Genomic DNA, 17,507 nt, shown 5'->3' with positions numbered 1-17,507 from the left:
ATATCAGCCCACTTCTTCCCCCCTGGCTCTTCCATCTCTCTAATTTAAACGAGTCATCATGGTGAGTAATCCTTGCTGACCGAGTAGAATTTCCCTAATGAGGCTGAAAATTCCCACCCAAAGGATGGGGGTAATATCTACCCCTCCGATGGGTTGTACTAACTTTCGCAATGGCACTAAAAAAGGTTCAGTAGGCCAGGCGATGAGATTAAAGGGCAAACGATTTAGGTCTACTTGTGGATACCAAGTCAGGATGATGCGGAAAATAAACAAAAATATCATCAGTCCCAAAACAGGGCTGAGAATCCAAACGGTCAGGTTAACACCAGTCATCGGTTTGAGCTACTATTTGTGAACTTAGAAAGAATTTAGGCGATCGCCAGCAAATTGGCAGCTTTGTTAAGTATTCTTTCTTTGATTTTAACTAATTGAACCCAGCACTCCTTTTTTCACTCAACACTTTTTTGCGAGACACCATATTAGAATTATGATGAAGTGTGTAAAAAAAGGTTTAGAATTATGACCCCTTCATTAGCAAATTTTCTTTGGAGTCTACTCTGGGGTGGTTTGATTGTAGTAGTCCCCGCTACAGTTGGGCTGATTTTCATTAGCCAAAAAGATAAAATTCAGCGTTCATAATGCTTTGGAGAGTCCCTTAGACTCTCATTTCTCACCGATTGTCTGTCAGCTATTTTGGTTAAAACTGATTTAAAGTAGTTTATCTAATTGCACTAAATGCAAAAAATCCTCCCACGGAGGACAAGTTATACTTAGTTGACAGACATCGGCTTTTTTGCTGGCGGTGAATAGCTTGAGAATTTCTCCTTACCAAAGGCTTTACAGCTTAAATATATTGTGCATATTGTGTCTGATTAGAGTAGTGATTTTAATTGTGACTCGCTAACATAGATTTGATATTTGGAAAAGAACAATGGTAAATTTTGGGCTGAACTCAGCCAGCGTTCTGGCTCAAGTCAATTTTGGGACGAACTCAGCCAGTATTCTAGGAATTTTCCTGGCTGTGTCTGGGGCAGCACTGTATTTTCTCCGCACTGTGCGTCCAGAACTGTCACGAGATCAAGATATCTTTTTTGCAGCAGTGGGCTTACTCTGCGGCTTCATTCTCATTTTCCAAGGATGGCGTTTAGACCCAATTTTGCAATTTAATCAGCTGCTGTTAGTTGGTTCAACTGTGTTTTTTGCGGTTGAAAGTATTCGTTTGCGAGGTATCGCTACTCAACAAGCTAAACGGAATACTCCCATTGTGGACGAAGAGCGAGAAGTTAGCAGAAACTATTCCTACAATCGCAGAGGATATGAGGCTGAAGTGGAGGATGATTTAGAACCACTGCCTTATGAAGAGGAAGAACCACCTGTACGTCCTCGGATTCGGGGTAGTAGGGATACTCGTTCTCCACGTGATGACTACTACGAGGAACAATCCCCACGTCGTCCAGAACGCCGCAGCAGTAGAGAAAGACCAGAAACAGGAGCAAAAAGCCGTCGGACTAGTTCTAGCCGTCCTGTGAGTCGCAATCCTGAGAGTTTTGAACAAGAAGATTGGAGTGCTTCTAGTAGGCCAGTTGATGATTGGGAAAGCCCAGAAGGGGAAGTGAGAAAATCTTCTCGTCGTAGTACTAGACCACCACGCCCAGACACTCCCGACCAGGATATTCCACCCAGAACCAGAAAGCGCCGCCCACCTGCTGACTCAGGTTCACGGAGGACACGTGAAGATGATGATGCTATACCAACTGAATACGTACCATATAACCCCATTGAAAAACCCAATGAAGAGTCAGATAATTCCACTGATTTTGATGATGGTATGATTTAAAACTTTTGGGTGAGAATTAGGTCTGAAGGCGATGGAAGACAATTGAGGTGAAAAGACTTACGCCTAGATGTTGGCTCCAAAAATCAATTCATTGGAGCCTGGTTTTTAGCTTTACTAGTTTATTGTTATCTTGCAACTCTAACGAAATACCCATAGGGTCTATTTCTTTAAACAGTCGCTACACTGAAGAGCAACCCGTGTTGAGTGGAAATGGACGCTTTTTAGCGTTTATATCTCATCGCAATGGTAGTCACCAACTGTTGATCTACGACTTGACAGAACAACGGTTGGTTAGCACCCCAGGCTTAAATAGACCCAGGGCAATTACTGAAAGTCCGAGTTTAAGTTACACGGGGCGTTATATTGCTTACCTGACAAGTGACCAAGGTAGACCTGTGGTAGCACTTTACGATCGCGCTACGCAAAAGTCACAAATTATTACTCCCACTTATCGCGGTTGGGTGAGAAATCCGGGAATCAGCCCAGATGGTCGTTATGTTGTGTTTGAAACTGCAAGCCGTGGTCAGTGGGATATTGAAGTTTTAGACCGGGGACCGAATATTGAGTTAGATATTCCCAGTGGTGCAAGTGTTAGATGAGAATTTGTTTTATAACCAATGACCAATGACCAATGACCAATGACTAATATAAATATTTTTATACCTATATTTGTTGCGAGTTTGGCTTTATTGGGTGGCTGTGTTGGTTATCCTCGCCTAGCAAATTATCCTTTTGATCCTGGTGGTCGGAGTCTTAATAGTCCAGCCTCGGAACTAAATCCCCAAATTTCTGGGAGATATATTGTTTTTACAAGCGATCGCCGGGGTAGTCAAGATGTATATATGTTTGATACGCTGACTCGCAGTTTGGTAAATTTACCAGGTTTAAATTCTTTAGATACCATTGCCTCTCATCCTAGCGTTGCTGAAAATGGCCGTTATATTGTTTTTGCTGCTAGTCGTCAGGGACGATCTACTATTTTTCTCTATGACCGAGAAACTAGACAATCAAGAAATTTAACGAATAACTTACCAGCAGAAGTCCGTAACCCTACTATTAGCGCTGACGGTCGGAGGATTGCATTTGAGTATAGTAACAATGGGCAATGGGATGTTTTGGTTTATGAACAATCTGGACAAAGGTTGAATATATCTCAAGATCCGCGTTAAGAGACTGACAAATAAAAAAATACTTACGAGGTGTGATGCCTGCTCATCACCAAGGACGAGCAGGGCTTGGTATGATAACTCTAATTGTTCTGAATTATCTGCTGTATCTGCTGTTGTAAACCTGGATCTTGCTGAATGGCGACCAATATCTCATTGAAGCGGTTCGGTTCTAACCCCCCAGCCCGCACTAATTCCTCCTGTTGGGTCAAAGTTTCCTGTTGGATTGACTGGATTTCAGGGGCTACTAGATTAAAAGACTGTTGCTCCTCTGGAGTTGCTGGTGAAGATGGTGTAGTTCCAGGGGACTGCTGTGCTTCGGAAAGCTCTTGAAATCGCTCTACGCTCAGGCCTGATTGCTCAATTATTTGTACAGCCATCTGTTGAGATGTTTGACCAATTTCCTGCAATGCTGGGATCAGGTTAGCAAATTGTTGCAGTTCTTCTTGGCTAATAATAGTTTGTGCTTGAGAGAGTTGAAATTGTGCCTGTAGTGCTTGAGACACTAGAGTTGGAGTTTTTGATTCTGGAGCTTGTGCTAGTGCAGAAACATTATTTGCCAGCAAAAAAACGAAAATAGAGCTACCTTTCAAAAGTTGCTTTAACATACTGACTGACTTCCTCCGTAGAAATTACTTGCCTTACTAACGCAAGGGAATTGTTTTCAAGAAATCCAGCTTGTTGGGTTCTTCTTCCCAGATGTATTGAGCAATTGAAGTGATAGCAAATACATGGTATTACTGATGTTTGAATCGGTTCGTGGACATCAATAACATCAGTTTCCGCCTAGCTTAATACAACTTGATCGATTTCTGCAAGATGACAGAGAAAGGTCTTTTTTGGGGATTTATAGTCAAGTCATTTTTGTTCTTGAGTAAGCTGTTCTATATTTAACTTGCATAAAATGTGCGGTCAAAATGTCCACCCTAAAAGAGTTAGTCCAAATAATTTAAATAATTGAAAATTCATAAAAAAAGCCCCCGGATGGGAGCTTAGGGAGTTATTCGCGTGGAGTGAATAACTAATAATTAATACTCAAAGTAGATACAGTAATCCGAACAAAATAATCCAAATTACGTCCACAAAGTGCCAATAGATTTCCGCCGCTTCGATACCGAAGTGCTTTTCATTACTGTAGTGACCGGGAACACGCGATCGCCACAACACAGCCACAATGGCCAAAACGCCGATAGTAACGTGCAGTCCGTGGAAGCCAGTTAAAACATAAAATGCACTAGCAAACAAATTGGTAGTCAGACCAAATTCCAGGTGAGCATATTCATAAACCTGACCCACCAAAAAAATAGCACCCATCAACGCCGTAATTGTCAACCAAATCCGCATACCCTTGGCATCATTTTTTTTGATGGCGGTATCAGCATTGTGCATGACAAAACTACTAGCAATTAGATTGATAGTATTAACTCCGGGTAGCAATAATTCTAATTCTGGTGTGCCTTCTGGCGGCCATGCAGGTAAGGTAGCACGGAAAGCTAAATAAGCTCCGAACATCCCCAGAAAAAGCATTCCTTCAGCGATCAGAAACACCACTAACCCAAACAGACGATGATCTGGATGTGCTTCGTGATGAGCATCTGCTGTTGCAGCATGATGATTGAGTTCAGTTTTCGCTGGGTCAATTATTTGACTTTGCATGAATCTTTAAAAACGTATTGTAATTGGGAATTGGGAATGGGGAAGAGGCAGAGGGGCAGGGGGCAGGGGGCAGGGGAGAAGAGGAAAGGTTGGTTGTTAAGCAGCCGGGAGGGAGTGTAAAGTAATTTCCAACTCCCCTCCGCTCCCTGCTCCCCTCTCCCCTGCTTCGTCTTAAACGCCAGACTCAATAGTTGGGTATGGTTCACCAGGTTCGAGATTTAAAACCTCTTGGATATCTACTTTTTTATCACCTACGCCATAGTCGTAAGGGCCAGTAGCTAATACCGGAAGTTGCTCAAAATTCTCAATGGCTGGTGGTGAAGTAGTCATCCATTCTAGGGTGAGTCCCCGCCAAGGATTATCACCAGCTTTTTCGCCATACCACCAACTCCAAACGGCATTGATAATAAAGGGTAATGTGGAAATCGCCAGAATATATGATCCGTAGGTGCAGATTTCATTTAAGGAGGTGAATTTGGGGTCATATTGGGCAATTCGGCGGTTCATGCCCATCAGCCCTAGCTTATGCATGGGCAAAAAGGTCATATTCAGACCGACAATGGTTAAAACAGCATGAACTCTGCCCCAAAATTCGTTCATCATTCGTCCCGTCATTTTCGGGAACCAGTGGTAGATAGCGGCAAAAATTCCCAAAACGCTACCACCAAAGAGGACGTAGTGCAAGTGTGCCACTACAAAATAAGTATCATGAACGTGAATATCAAAGGGAACCGCCGCTAACATGACACCACTGATCCCGCCAATCACGAAGGTTCCTAAAAAACCCATTGCAAAAATCATGGGACTATTGAGGCTGATTTTGCCTCCCCAGATAGTTGCTAACCAACCAAAAATTTTAATTCCAGTGGGTACAGCAATGATCATGGTGGTGATCATAAAAAACATTCGTAACCAACCGGGGACACCACTGGTAAACATATGGTGCGCCCAGACGATTAGCCCTAAGAAACTAATTGCTAGGGATGAATAGGCGATCGCCTTATAACCAAAAATCGGCTTACGGGCATGAACTGGCAGAATTTCCGAAATTGCCCCAAAGAAAGGCAAAATCATGATATAAACCGCCGGGTGAGAATAAAACCAGAACATATGCTGGTAAACCACCGGATCACCCCCACCAGTGGGGTTAAAAAATGTTGTCCCTGCTAACAAATCAAAGCCCAACAGAATCAGCGCCCCTGCTAAAACTGGTGTAGATAGCAACACTAAAGCCGAAGTTGCCAACATTGACCAGCAAAACAAAGGCATTTGATGAACACCCATACTAGGAACACGCATTTTGAGAATCGTCACTAAAAAGTTAATCGCTCCCAAAATTGACGATGTACCCAACAGTAGGACACTCATAATCCAAATTCCCTCACCCACTTGACCTGTTACCAAGCTCAAAGGAGGGTAAGAAGTCCAACCAGCATCAGGCGCATCACCCAGGGCTAAACTAGCGATGAGCAAAATCCCGGCTGGGGGAATCATCCAAAAAGCTACAGCATTCAAGCGCGGAAATGCCATATCTCTAGCCCCAATCATCAAGGGAATCAGATAGTTAGCAAATCCTGCCCCGGCTGGCACAATCCACAAAAAAATCATGATTGTGGCGTGCAGTGTGAATAGACTGTTATAAATTTCTGGGCTAACAAAATCTACTTCCGGGGTACGTAGTTCTGTTCGCACCAAGTCAGCCATTACGCCGCCGATACAGTAGAAAATAAACGAAGTAACTAGGTATTGAATTCCAATCACCTTGTGATCGGTGCTGAAACCAAAAAAGTCTCGCCAATGTCTTTCTTCTGGTTCTTCTATATGAGGCGGAATATTGGCAGTTTTTTCTAACTGAGTTTGTGTCATAGGTTAATTATTCATTAGTCATTAGTCATTGGTCATTAGTCATTAGGGAAATTAATTTTCTGGTGTTCCCTAGTTGTTTCTCTGGACTGAATGACCATGAATTTCTGTTTTCAGTCATGCTTGGTATTGTCAAGGTAGTGACAGATTCACCCCTAACTCAGCCAGCCACACTTTTTACTCAACACTCATTTGGTGTATGTGATGTAACATTTCTGGTTGAATCCCCATGTCCTTAGTGTAATGAGTTAGAAATTCATCTGGGGATAAATCCGCAGGATTAACAGCAACGGCTTGATTAAGAGTTTCGCTACTAGCAAGTAATTGTTCTTGCATCCAAGCATCATAAGCTTCTTGGCTTTCTACTACGATTTGGCTTTTCATTGCTCCGTGGTAAGGGCCGCAAAGTTCAGCACAAATGAGGTCATAAGTACCAGCTATTCTGGGGGTGAACCGAATTTCGCTTTGTCTACCGGGGATAGCATCTTGTTTCAAGCGGAATTCTGGAACCCAAAAAGCATGAATGACATCATTGGCTGTCATATTGATCTGGACTTCCCGACCCACGGGAACGTGCATCTCACCTGTAGTGATTTCTGTATCAGGATAGGTGAAAATCCACGCGTATTGTAGACCAGTGACATTAACTCGCAATTCTGGTGGTAAACCTGCTCTTTCAGGACTACCGCCAATTGTGGGAGCCACACTACCCACCCCAGGAGCATTGCGTTTTTGGGGAATTTGGTCAGCATTGCGAACTGCTGCGGTTGCTGGGTCTTCCATAGCCTGATCAGACTTTTCTTGATTCAGGTTGGGGCCTGTGCTGGGTGGGGTATCGCTTAAAGTGGCGGCGATTGCAGCCCCTGGCATTGTCATGGATTCCTGAGTAATCGGGGCTTCGTGAACAGAGTGAGGATCAAAGCCACCGATATCGTTGTACACCTCAAAGCTATAAACAGAAATACCGAGAACGATAATGGCTGGGATCGCCGTCCAGAGGATTTCTAAAGGCACGTTGCCCTCAATGGGCGGCCCATCTTCGTTATCACCTGCCCGCCGACGATATTTAATTGCAGAGTAAATCAAAATACCTTCGACAAGTAAGAATATGCCTGTGGAAACGATCATCATCGTGTTAAACAGACCATCCACTAAAACGGCTTCGTCTGTGGCGGCTGTTGGCAACAGACCGTGATTTTGACCGTACCAAAGGCTGAATAGCGTTAGTACGACACCAATTAGTAATGTCCAGATGGAACTTGGAATCTTCACGGTTTACTTAAAAGAATTTACTACGTTATCTCTATGCTACTCACTTACTAAATGTAGTGCAGGTAATAAAATATGGTGTCTCATTGTTTTAAGATTTTATTAATTTTTTCGACTAATTTACTAATTTTGGGTACAAGAGATTTATTAGATACTGCCAAAAGTAAAAATAAATCAGTAAAAATCTGTGAAAAAATTTAAGAAAGAATTTAGATTAGCAAAGTTAATGATTAATTATCAATTGCTATCTCGTTAAAAAATACCTAAAGCTCCGGCTAAAAGTAGCTAGAGTGATCCAAAGTATAAGTGCAAGCCAATCTTTTAAACTCTGGCTCATACGTTAGGGTGTAGATGGGTCGTTACTAAAAATTGAAAATTTTAAGAGAGTTACCACCAAGAACGGGTGGAAGGTACTGTTCATGAATGAATTTGTCCTACAACAACAAAATGAAGCGGCAACTGAGCAGCGAAAGCCCAAGGAAGTGATTCGTCGCTTAGTGTGGAAAATGTGCATAGCCACCTTGATTTTGATGGCCATAGGCAGTGCCACCCGTGTGATGAATGCTGGGCTTGCTTGCCCGGATTGGCCATTGTGCTATGGAGAACTAGTGCCAGCCAAGCAAATGAATCTTCAAGTTTTCTTGGAGTGGTTTCACAGATTGGATGCAGGGTTAATTGGTTTAAGCGCGATCGCCCTGGCTGGTTTATCCTGGTGGCATCGACGTTTTTTACCCACTTGGCTACCCTGGGCATCCACGTTTGCCCTGTTTTTAATTGTCTTCCAAGGTATTTTAGGAGGACTCACCGTCACCCAACTGTTGCGGTTTGATATCGTTACAGCCCATTTGGGAACGGCGCTGTTGTTTTTCACTACCCTACTGATTGTCGGCATCACCCTCACCCCCTATCAAGGAACTGGTACTGTTGGTAAGTTACCTTGGTTTGGTTTAAGTGCCGTTATTCTTGTTTACCTGCAAAGTATACTCGGTGCTTTGGTAGGGTCTCGCTGGGCATTACACCAATGCTTTGGTGATTCTCAGCTTTGTAATGTGATGTATAGCCATATTTTGGGCTTAGTACCGCCAACTGTAGCTACCTTGGCAGTAGTATTTATCTCCCGACGGACACCAGCACTGCATCCAGCCTTGCGGCGACTGGCAAATATTGCTGGTGGGTTATTGCTGTTACAAATAGTCTTGGGAGTTGCTACTTTCCGGTTACATCTTCAAGTCGAGGTTTTGACAGTTTCTCACCAAACTGTGGGGGCCGTTTTGCTGGGTACTTTAGTAGCTTTTACAGTTCTAGCGCTGCGTGACTGGGCTATGTCCCGTGAAATCAAGGCTTTCCCTGTTGGTTCAACAGTAAATGTTACCAATACACCAGCAAATGGATCGAATGCCTAAATTAATTCCAGTTCGTTTTGCTATTGCAGTAATCACGATGATTATTAATATGAAACGAATTTGGCATCACATCTAGCAACAATCTCTATTAACTAGAAGTGGTAAAACCATAAAAACCAAAACCCGCCTCCGCCCCCCAAAGAAGTCTCGACTTTCTGAGCCAGTTTGAGCCAGGGGAGATGGGGGATCGGTGGGAGATTAGGGAGCAAATCTTCCTGATCTTCTCCATTCTCCTCATTTCTCTCATTTTCCCTGAGTCTCAGTAACTATTTTTAATGTCAACTCAGTATGAGCAGCGGCCGCATAAAAGTTGTTGAAAAATAAGGAACAAGAGCCAAAATGATTGAGACTAATGTCTCTCGCCACCACCAAACACTTCTCCAGGTTATCCAAAGCTACTATCAACTCACCAAGCCCCGGATTATCCCATTGCTGTTGATTACCACGGCGGGAAGTATGTGGATTGCTGCACAGGGACAAGTAGATCCATTGTTGCTGCTAGTAACTCTTACTGGTGGCACTTTGGCTGCTGCTAGCGCCCAGACAATTAACTGTATCTATGATCGGGATATTGACTATGATATGGAACGGACGCGTCATCGTCCTATCCCTTCGGGTAAGGTGCAGCCTCGTGATGCCTTGATTTTTGCGATCGCTCTAGCTGTGATGTCTTTTTCACTACTAGCGGTATTCGCAAATTTATTGGCTGCTTGTCTAGCATTCTCCGGCATTGTCTTTTATATTTTGATCTACACCCATTGGTTGAAACGCCACAGCACTCAAAATATTGTCATTGGTGGAGCCGCAGGAGCAATTCCGGCTTTAGTGGGTTGGGCTGCTGTCACGGGGACTTTAAGCTGGGCAGCATGGTTAATTTTTGCCATAGTCTTTTTATGGACACCTCCCCATTTCTGGGCGTTAGCGCTGATGATTCGGGATGATTACGCCAAAGTTGGTATTCCCATGTTACCTGTGATTGAGGGTGATACGGCAACCGTTAAGCAAATTTGGTACTACACACTCACCACAGTCGCAGCTACGGTGTTACTAGTTTATCCCTTGCACGCCAGTGGATTTGTCTATGGAGCGATCGCTGTGAGCTTGGGAGGATTATTTGTCCACAAATCTTGGCGTTTGTTACACAACCCAGAGGATCGCACTATAGCTAGAGAGTTGTTTCTCTATTCCATCTCTTACATGATGCTGTTGTGTTTGGGTATGGTGATAGATAGCCTGCCTATTACCCACAATCTGATTAGTGCGGTAATTAGCCAGCTGCATTTCATTACCTAATTAGTAGAGGGTAAAATTCCCGAAAATAAATCGCCCAAAAATCGTAAGGTGGGTTACGTTGTCGCTAACCCACCATCATCACTCTGAACTTTCTTCACTCAGCACTCAGCACTCAGCACTCAGCACTTAGAAAGGCACTCAGCACTCAGCACTCAGCACTCAGCACTCAGCACTTAGAAAGGCACTCAGCACTTAGAAAGGCACTCAGAACTTTACGATAACAGCCAAAGAATTAACCCAGTACCTAATATACAAATAATTCCCGCAGCCCCAGCTAGGGGTTTTTTGTTTTTACCAGTCCACCATTCCGAAGCTTTACCAGTATACGTAATCAATTCTGCTGTATCTACAGTAGCGATCGCCCATACTAAAGCAGCGTGCAATCCCCAAGCTATACCCAAACTACCACCATCAGTAATCCTAGCCAACACCAACATCATTCCCATTAGCCACAATCCAGGGATTTGGGGTTGAGTTTCCCGTTGCTCCCAAACTAAATGCAGCAGGGCAAAAATTAAGCTAGAAATTGCCGCAGCTACCCAGAAAGGGTAATCACGCTCTAATTCAGTTAACAAAAAACCACGAAAAACTAACTCTTCTATACCCCCAACTAACAAGGCTACCAATAAAATAGTTGGCAAAATGGATGGTATCAACTTGATATTTAATTTTTCCAAACGACACCAGCCTAGCCAAAATTGGCAGGTAAACATAATTGTTAGGCTGAATATTCCCAAACCAAAACCAACTGCTAAGGAACTCAGCAGAGAAACATTACCCAAAAAGCCGTAATCTGAGAAAGATTTATGAGATAGCCAAATAAATCCCCAAAGAACCAGGGGAGCTAATAGATAAAGTGGCACTAATAAGGGTAATTTTTGTTCTGGCTGTAAAGGTTTGGTAGGTTGCCAATTCAGTATCATTGCTATTACTGCTGCTATTGGCAACCAGCATCCTATCCAGCTAATAAAAAATGTTATCACGACCACCGGGACTGATGCGTTTTCTATAAATGTTCGTAAGGTATTGACTATATTTATCAAAATAGACATAAAAAAACACGATAGACTACTTGCTTATTAATCAAGACTCTACTAGAATCTGTGACTTCTGCAAGGGGTCTAATCGTATTTTTACAATCTTACAAAATTTCAGCCAAGAAAATTAGCAGTTAGCTGTAGTGCTAGGAATGAATATCAAGCCTTCACCATCAGCAAATTTACTCTTACTCTTCCAAATCTTCATCTGATTCTTCAGCGTCGATATCTTCAGATGTGGCTTTCTTATCAGTTTCACCAAGTTGAATCAAGTGAATATGCTTATATCCCAGTCTGATTTCAAACTCATCACCAGGCTTTAAATTCATTGCCTTAGTGTAGGTAGCACCAATCACAATTTGACCGTTTTGGTGGACGCTGACTCGATATGTCGGTTCACGTCCACGACCATCTTTAGGAGCCTCTGGACTAAGAGGAATACCTCTAGCCGATAGCAAAGCATCATAAAAATCTGTGAGATTAACGCGAACTTGATTATTCTTAGTAACGGTGTAGTAGCCGCACTGCTTGGCTCTCTCTCTACGAGGTAAATTAGAAAGTTCTTTTACCTTAGCAAGCAATGCTTTTCCAGTTAATGGTGCGGTTGCAGTTTCAGTCATTACGCTCAAATTTTCCTTACTCTCTCCAAACTGATAAACGAAGTTGTTTCATGCCAGTATTTGACTACTCATGACCCTAGTATGGGGGATAAATTCCTGCTGATAGGTTGAGTTACAAGCGCCTATATTATGGTCAACCGCAACAAATTAGAGGTCATGGTGGCCATCAACATTAATTTAGGTGATTTTACGGCTCCTTTAACCATTACTCGCCATCAGAAATCAATTGATTTTCTCTTTTAGCGCTACTGTAACGGTGTAAATTTCAGCCCCCTTCACAATAGGTTTGAGTTCTACTACAAATAAGTCGTAGACCCAATAAATTGCAGGCTTTCAACTTTCAGTGCTGACCTTTATTGCCCTTGAGTTGTTAGGTTTTCCCTAGCTGACTCTCCAGCCCAGGACAGCATAGTATTTGAATAGGCTCTTACGGACATACACCTTTGTCCTGCCTGTAGAGACGCGAATTTTCTTGCCTCTACATTACGAATTAACAAAGCAGCATTAACCATGCTTATGCAGCTATTGGTTCTGGATTTGTTACTTCATAATTTTATATTAAATACTAGCATGAACTAATAATAGCAAAATAATTGTTTAGTTTTGAATTTAACTTGCTGATAGACTTTAATCGAAATATCTAACCAAGGGGAGGCAAAAAGCGGTGAAGATTTTCCTCAAGCTTTATCACCTTAGTGAGTATTGCAGCATGGCTTTTATAAAAATTAATCTAAATTTAGACGAGCAGTTTTGACAAATGAGTTAAATCCCAAATTTCCTTGATTTCGTACAGACAAATCTAAGAGGGGATTGTCCTGCTGGTTTATGCTCACAAGACAAAAAGCGGACAGCCATTATATACGTCTGTCTTTGGGAAGAATAAATTTTTCCATGTTTTCCAAATACTTGATTCTCACCAGATGTTTATCAACTGGTTTGGCACTTCCATCTCTATAAAAAACTCCCCTTTCCGACTCATCAGGGATTTTTATAAGCAATGGGAGCAATTGCTCTTAGCATCAAGATATATTGAGAAACATTACTGCATTTGGTTTGGATATATTTACTATGCCGGAGATGAACGTCGTTCTTTCTCCTGCTCAACCTGATTGCGGTTGTACTGCCAAACAAGTAATTTAAACGCTCCCTCCACCATTACCTAATCTAAGTTTGGTTTTGGAGCTTGATAATAATATCACTTATAGCACTTCTTCAAATTAAATTTTAATGGTTATCCTTAAACTAGAATCAGTTACGCTTTGATGATCAGCCGATTAATACTTGGCGGGTAATGAAAGGCAACGAGAGTATAGCTCAATTTGTTCAACCAGCAGCCTTTGCTCACGATTTCTGAGGCTGGTGATATAATTTTAAGATTTTGGTTAGTGATAATGGAAGTTCTATTTAAGATCATTCGGCAGCAACAAAATTCTTCTCCTGTTGTACAAACTTACCTTTTAGATGTAGATTCTGGCAAGACAATCTTGGACTGCCTCAATCAAATTAAGTGGGAACTAGATGGAACACTCGCTTTTCGCAAAAATTGTCGCAATACTATTTGTGGTAGCTGTGCTATGCGAATCAATGGGCGTTCAGCTTTAGCTTGTAAGGAAAATGTTGGTAGTGAACTGGCTAGATTGCCTCAAGTTCCTGCTTTGGAGAATAATGCCAACACTATTCGGGAAATTACAGTAGCTCCTTTAGGTAATATGCCCGTGATTAAAGATTTAGTCGTGGAGATGAGCAGTTTCTGGAATCAACTAGATGCAGTGGCTCCTTATGTGAGTACAGCAGCGCGACAGGTTCCAGAAAGGGAATTTTTACAGACACCTCTAGAGCGATCGCGTCTTGACCAGACTGGCAATTGTATTTTATGTGGTGCTTGCTACTCTGAATGTAATGCTCGTGAAGTTAATCCTGATTTTGTGGGACCTCATGCTTTAGCTAAAGCCTTTCGCATGGTTGCTGACTCTCGTGATAGTGAAACTGAAAATCGCTTAGAAAGTTATAATGAAGGAACTAAAGGAGTTTGGGGTTGCACTCGTTGTTTTTACTGTGATTCAGTTTGTCCAATGGAAGTAGCTCCATTAGAGCAAATCACGAAAATCAAACAAGAAATTCTCCAACGCAAAGAAGCCAAAGACAGTCGTTCAATTCGCCACCGCAAAGTATTAGTCGATTTGGTCAAAGAAGGTGGTTGGATTGATGAACGTCAATTTGGTATCCAAGTTGTTGGTAACTACTTTAAAGATTTAAAAGGATTACTTAGTCTTGCGCCTCTAGGTCTACGAATGATTGTTCGGGGTAAATTCCCACTTGTCTTTGAACCGTCTGAAGGTACTCAACAAGTGCGATCGCTCATCGAATCTGTGCAAAAAAGGGCTGAGACGTAACGAATCGCGTCTGATTCAGAAATTTCCCCATCTTGATGATTAACTATACGTTCGCTCATTTAAAACGGGCGAAGTCTGGAAATTGAAGGATTTTGGTGAGTTACAGACTACTGGCATGGCAAGCTTAAAATAGTGCATAAGCATAAATATTGTGGGGTGGGCTTCCAGCCCGCCCAGAACAGGCATCTTGCCTGTTCCACAAGAGAAACATCATTGGTATTTCGTTTATATACCCAGATTTTTCTGTATTTTAGCTAAATTTTCCCAAATTAAAGAATATCATGGTGAAGGTAACTATAGTTACTACTTAAATAACTGCGGCTTTTAACTATGCCTCTTACCTTCACCTTTGCTCTCAGCCAAAACCAAACTTTTGAACTGCGCTGTGATTACGGTACGCGCCGTCTCGATACTAATGAATTAGGTAGTCTGATTAATCTGTGTGAAGAAAGTTACTATTCTCAAGAAGAGGATGACACCGCACAGTTACGGAATATCGGCTGTCAGTTGTATTCGTGGTTGGATGGGAAGGAAGGATGGTTACGCCAAGCTTTAAATGCAGAAAATCACGGCACAATATATTTAGATTTAATTCAAACCAGTGAAGCTCAAGGTTTAAACCCCCAAACTCAAAAGGTGGCGTTGGGTTTAGCTCATTTGCCTTGGGAATTATTACACAACGGCACAGTATTTTTACATAAACTTTTACCAGTCAGAGCAGTCAAGCAACAAAATAACCCAGTTATTCCCCAACAAAATCGCCCGTTGCGGCTGTTGTTTATGGCGACTTCACCAGAACACCCAGGAATTGCACCTCTACAATTTGAGCAGGAAGAGGCGAATATTCTCACAGTGAGAAAAGGTCAGACTTTAGCGTTGATTGTGGAGGAAAGCGGCTCGGTGGCTGAGTTGGGGAATTTAGTTCAGTCATATCCCGCAGATTATTTTGATGTGTTCCATTTGACTGGGCATGGTGTTATTTATACAATTAGGCAGTTTGGGGGCTATCTGCCGCTAGGTCGTAAAATTCCCGATTATACTCCCTGCTTCATTACCGAGGATGAGGTGGGAGGTGTACAATTTACTACCGTTGATGATTTAGCTAAAGCATTTCGGGGACGCTTTCCTCGTGTGGTGTTTCTCTCTGGCTGTCACACTGGGCAACTTGCTAATAATGGTACTGTTCCCTCAATGGCGCAGGCTTTGGTGAAAGCGGGTGTGGGTGTGGTTTTGGGCTGGGCGCGTCCGGTGTTTGACAGGACAGGTATTATTGCTGCACAAGCGCTGTATCAAGCTTTAGCGACGGGGGCGACGGTGGAAGATGCTGTAAGAACGGCACAGCAGGAAATGATTACTCAGGAATGTTCCGACTGGCATTTATTGCGGATTTATCGGGATACTCGCCAGATTCAGGAGTTAGTTACACCTCTGCTGACCAGAAAGCGCGAAAGGCTGAAATTTACACCACCTGAAAGCGAATTTCTCGATGAAAACAATATTGTCAAAGTTGCCAGTCGGGGGGAATTTGTCGGACGCAGAAAAGCTTTGCAGCGTGGGATGTTGGCTTTGCGGGCAACTAGCGACCATATCGGCGTTTTTCTGGCGGGAATGGGGGGTTTGGGTAAAAGTTCTCTAGCGGCGCGGTTGTGTACACGGGTGCAGTCGCAACGTCCCAATTTTCAGCGCGTGGTGTTGATTGGGCCTGTGAACGAGGTGGGTTTAATTAATAAGCTGGCGAGTAAGTATGAACGGTTTGCAGGTGTACCGGCTTTGTTAAATCAGCCGGGAATTTCTTTTAAAGGGCGGTTGCAAAACTTTTTTGAGGCGATAGAAGAGACACAGGATCAGCCTTTATTGTTGGTTTTAGATGACTTTGAGCAGAATATCCCCCAAGGGAATATAGCAGATGGTAGTCTGCGGATGACTGCGGAAGCTTATGAGGTGTTAGCGGCTTTGTGTGCAGCTTTGGCTGAGAATCAAGCAGAAAGTCGGTTAATTGTTACCTGTCGCTATCTCAAGGAAGATACTCTTCCACCCCATCGCTTACATTTGGAAAGTTTAAAGGGGATGGGTGAGGCGGATATTAATAAAATATATTGGCAATTGGATCAGGATGTGAGGTTGCAAGTGAGAAAGCAGCGCCTCCTGACAATTGCTGATGGAAATCCGCGCTTGTTGAAGTGGCTGGTGGAAATTGTGCAGTTACCAGATTTGGCTACAGATGAGTTGCTGACAAAGTTGGAGGGTGTGCAACTCAAGTTTCGGGAAGATATTTTGGCGGAAGTTTTGTTAAATGCTTTGGAGGATGAGGAAAAAAAGTTTCTGGCTAGGTTGAGTGTGTTTCGTCTCCCGGTGACGGAGGAAATAATTAAGAACCTCTCCCCAACCCCTCTCCTACGAGGAGAGGGGCTTCAGACTTCCACTTTAGGGGTTGGGGGGTTAGGTTTCCTACCCAAATTAATTAGCCTCAGTTTAGTGGAGTCAGCGACAACTTACGCCCAGCAAATTGCTGAATATCGGGTGACGAAGATTTTAGAACCGTTGCTGCAACCGATATTAACTGAAGAAGAATGGCAAACTACGCGCCAAGCGGCGACACGTCAAATTTATCAAACTTGGTGGGAAGAAACGGATAACCGTAACGAAGAAGAGGGGCGAGAAATTATCAGGTTGGCGGTGTTGGGACAGGAAAAAGAAATCGCCGTTAGCGTGGGAGATATCATTGCAATTCGCTGGGTGAATAATAGCCGATATGTGGAAGCGTGGGAACTATGCCAAGAAATTCTGCAACTAGGGAAAGATTACCGGCTTTTGGGAACTATTGCTAGGGCAGGACAAGTTTTGGGTTTTGTTAAAGAAGCACTGACGCATTATGAACGAGCTTTAGAACTTTGCCCAGAAGATGATTTAGAACAAAAAGCCGCCACCCTACACAACATGGCAGGATTAACAGCCCAACAGGGAGACATT

The 17,507-nt window shown here is 42.9% G+C and carries 15 protein-coding genes; 8 read left to right on the top strand and 7 right to left on the bottom strand.

The window, feature by feature from the left end:
• Window positions 1-39: 39 nt before the first annotated feature.
• The gene (locus tag VB654_RS17550; RefSeq protein ID WP_323215101.1) at window positions 40-333 is read right to left on the bottom strand and encodes a YggT family protein; all 294 of its coding nucleotides are present in this window, start codon (window positions 331-333) and stop codon (window positions 40-42) included.
• Between the two features lie 186 nt (window positions 334-519).
• On the opposite strand from VB654_RS17550, the gene psbX reads away from it, so the two are divergent.
• From psbX to VB654_RS17530, 4 genes are all read left to right on the top strand, one after another.
• The gene (gene psbX, locus VB654_RS17545; protein ID WP_006194277.1) at window positions 520-639 is read left to right on the top strand and encodes a photosystem II reaction center X protein; all 120 of its coding nucleotides are present in this window, start codon (window positions 520-522) and stop codon (window positions 637-639) included.
• Window positions 640-931: 292 nt separating this feature from the next.
• Window positions 932-1,837: a Ycf66 family protein gene (locus tag VB654_RS17540; RefSeq protein ID WP_323215100.1), complete on the top strand. Its 906-nt coding sequence runs from the start codon at window positions 932-934 to the stop codon at window positions 1,835-1,837.
• Window positions 1,838-1,884: 47 nt separating this feature from the next.
• Window positions 1,885-2,436, top strand: a complete 552-nt coding sequence (locus tag VB654_RS17535; RefSeq protein ID WP_323215099.1) for a hypothetical protein — start codon at window positions 1,885-1,887, stop codon at window positions 2,434-2,436.
• A 39-nt stretch (window positions 2,437-2,475) separates the two neighbouring features.
• Window positions 2,476-3,006: a Tol biopolymer transporter periplasmic protein gene (locus tag VB654_RS17530; RefSeq protein ID WP_323215098.1), complete on the top strand. Its 531-nt coding sequence runs from the start codon at window positions 2,476-2,478 to the stop codon at window positions 3,004-3,006.
• 80 nt (window positions 3,007-3,086) lie between these two features.
• Here the strand turns inward: VB654_RS17530 and VB654_RS17525 are convergent, their stop codons facing one another.
• The 4 genes from VB654_RS17525 to VB654_RS17510 all read right to left on the bottom strand — a co-directional run bounded on the left by VB654_RS17525 (window position 3,087) and on the right by VB654_RS17510 (window position 7,794).
• Window positions 3,087-3,611: a DUF4168 domain-containing protein gene (locus tag VB654_RS17525; RefSeq protein WP_323215097.1), complete on the bottom strand. Its 525-nt coding sequence runs from the start codon at window positions 3,609-3,611 to the stop codon at window positions 3,087-3,089.
• 427 nt (window positions 3,612-4,038) lie between these two features.
• On the bottom strand, window positions 4,039-4,659 hold the full coding sequence (locus VB654_RS17520; RefSeq protein ID WP_323215096.1) for a heme-copper oxidase subunit III: 621 nt from the start codon (window positions 4,657-4,659) through the stop codon (window positions 4,039-4,041).
• Window positions 4,660-4,830: 171 nt separating this feature from the next.
• Entirely contained in the window at window positions 4,831-6,525 is a 1,695-nt protein-coding gene (gene ctaD, locus VB654_RS17515; RefSeq protein ID WP_323215095.1) for a cytochrome c oxidase subunit I, read from the bottom strand.
• A gap of 174 nt (window positions 6,526-6,699) precedes the next feature.
• Window positions 6,700-7,794 (bottom strand): cytochrome c oxidase subunit II, encoded by a 1,095-nt coding sequence (locus VB654_RS17510; protein ID WP_323215094.1) that lies wholly within the window; start codon window positions 7,792-7,794, stop codon window positions 6,700-6,702.
• A gap of 416 nt (window positions 7,795-8,210) precedes the next feature.
• Here VB654_RS17510 and VB654_RS17505 point away from each other — a divergent pair, with 416 nt between their 5' ends.
• Window positions 8,211-9,194, top strand: a complete 984-nt coding sequence (locus VB654_RS17505; RefSeq protein WP_323215093.1) for a heme A synthase — start codon at window positions 8,211-8,213, stop codon at window positions 9,192-9,194.
• A 339-nt stretch (window positions 9,195-9,533) separates the two neighbouring features.
• On the top strand, window positions 9,534-10,487 hold the full coding sequence (locus VB654_RS17500) for a heme o synthase (protein ID WP_323215092.1): 954 nt from the start codon (window positions 9,534-9,536) through the stop codon (window positions 10,485-10,487).
• A gap of 212 nt (window positions 10,488-10,699) precedes the next feature.
• Here the strand turns inward: VB654_RS17500 and VB654_RS17495 are convergent, their stop codons facing one another.
• Together VB654_RS17495 and VB654_RS17490 are read right to left on the bottom strand one after the other, a co-directional pair.
• Window positions 10,700-11,539, bottom strand: a complete 840-nt coding sequence (locus tag VB654_RS17495; protein ID WP_323215091.1) for a type II CAAX endopeptidase family protein — start codon at window positions 11,537-11,539, stop codon at window positions 10,700-10,702.
• A 173-nt stretch (window positions 11,540-11,712) separates the two neighbouring features.
• A complete protein-coding gene (locus tag VB654_RS17490; RefSeq protein ID WP_323215090.1) occupies window positions 11,713-12,144 on the bottom strand; it encodes an AbrB family transcriptional regulator in 432 nt (143 codons plus the stop codon).
• 1,391 nt (window positions 12,145-13,535) lie between these two features.
• On the opposite strand from VB654_RS17490, the gene VB654_RS17485 reads away from it, so the two are divergent.
• Window positions 13,536-14,537, top strand: a complete 1,002-nt coding sequence (locus VB654_RS17485) for a succinate dehydrogenase/fumarate reductase iron-sulfur subunit (RefSeq protein ID WP_323215089.1) — start codon at window positions 13,536-13,538, stop codon at window positions 14,535-14,537.
• Between the two features lie 330 nt (window positions 14,538-14,867).
• The coding region (locus VB654_RS17480) for a CHAT domain-containing protein (protein ID WP_323215088.1) at window positions 14,868-17,507 on the top strand (2,640 nt) is incomplete at its 3' end.

Origin of the sequence: Nodularia sp. UHCC 0506, assembly GCF_034931045.1 — a bacterium.
GTDB lineage: Bacteria > Cyanobacteriota > Cyanobacteriia > Cyanobacteriales > Nostocaceae > Nodularia.
This window is presented reverse-complemented; position numbering and strand designations above follow the sequence as displayed.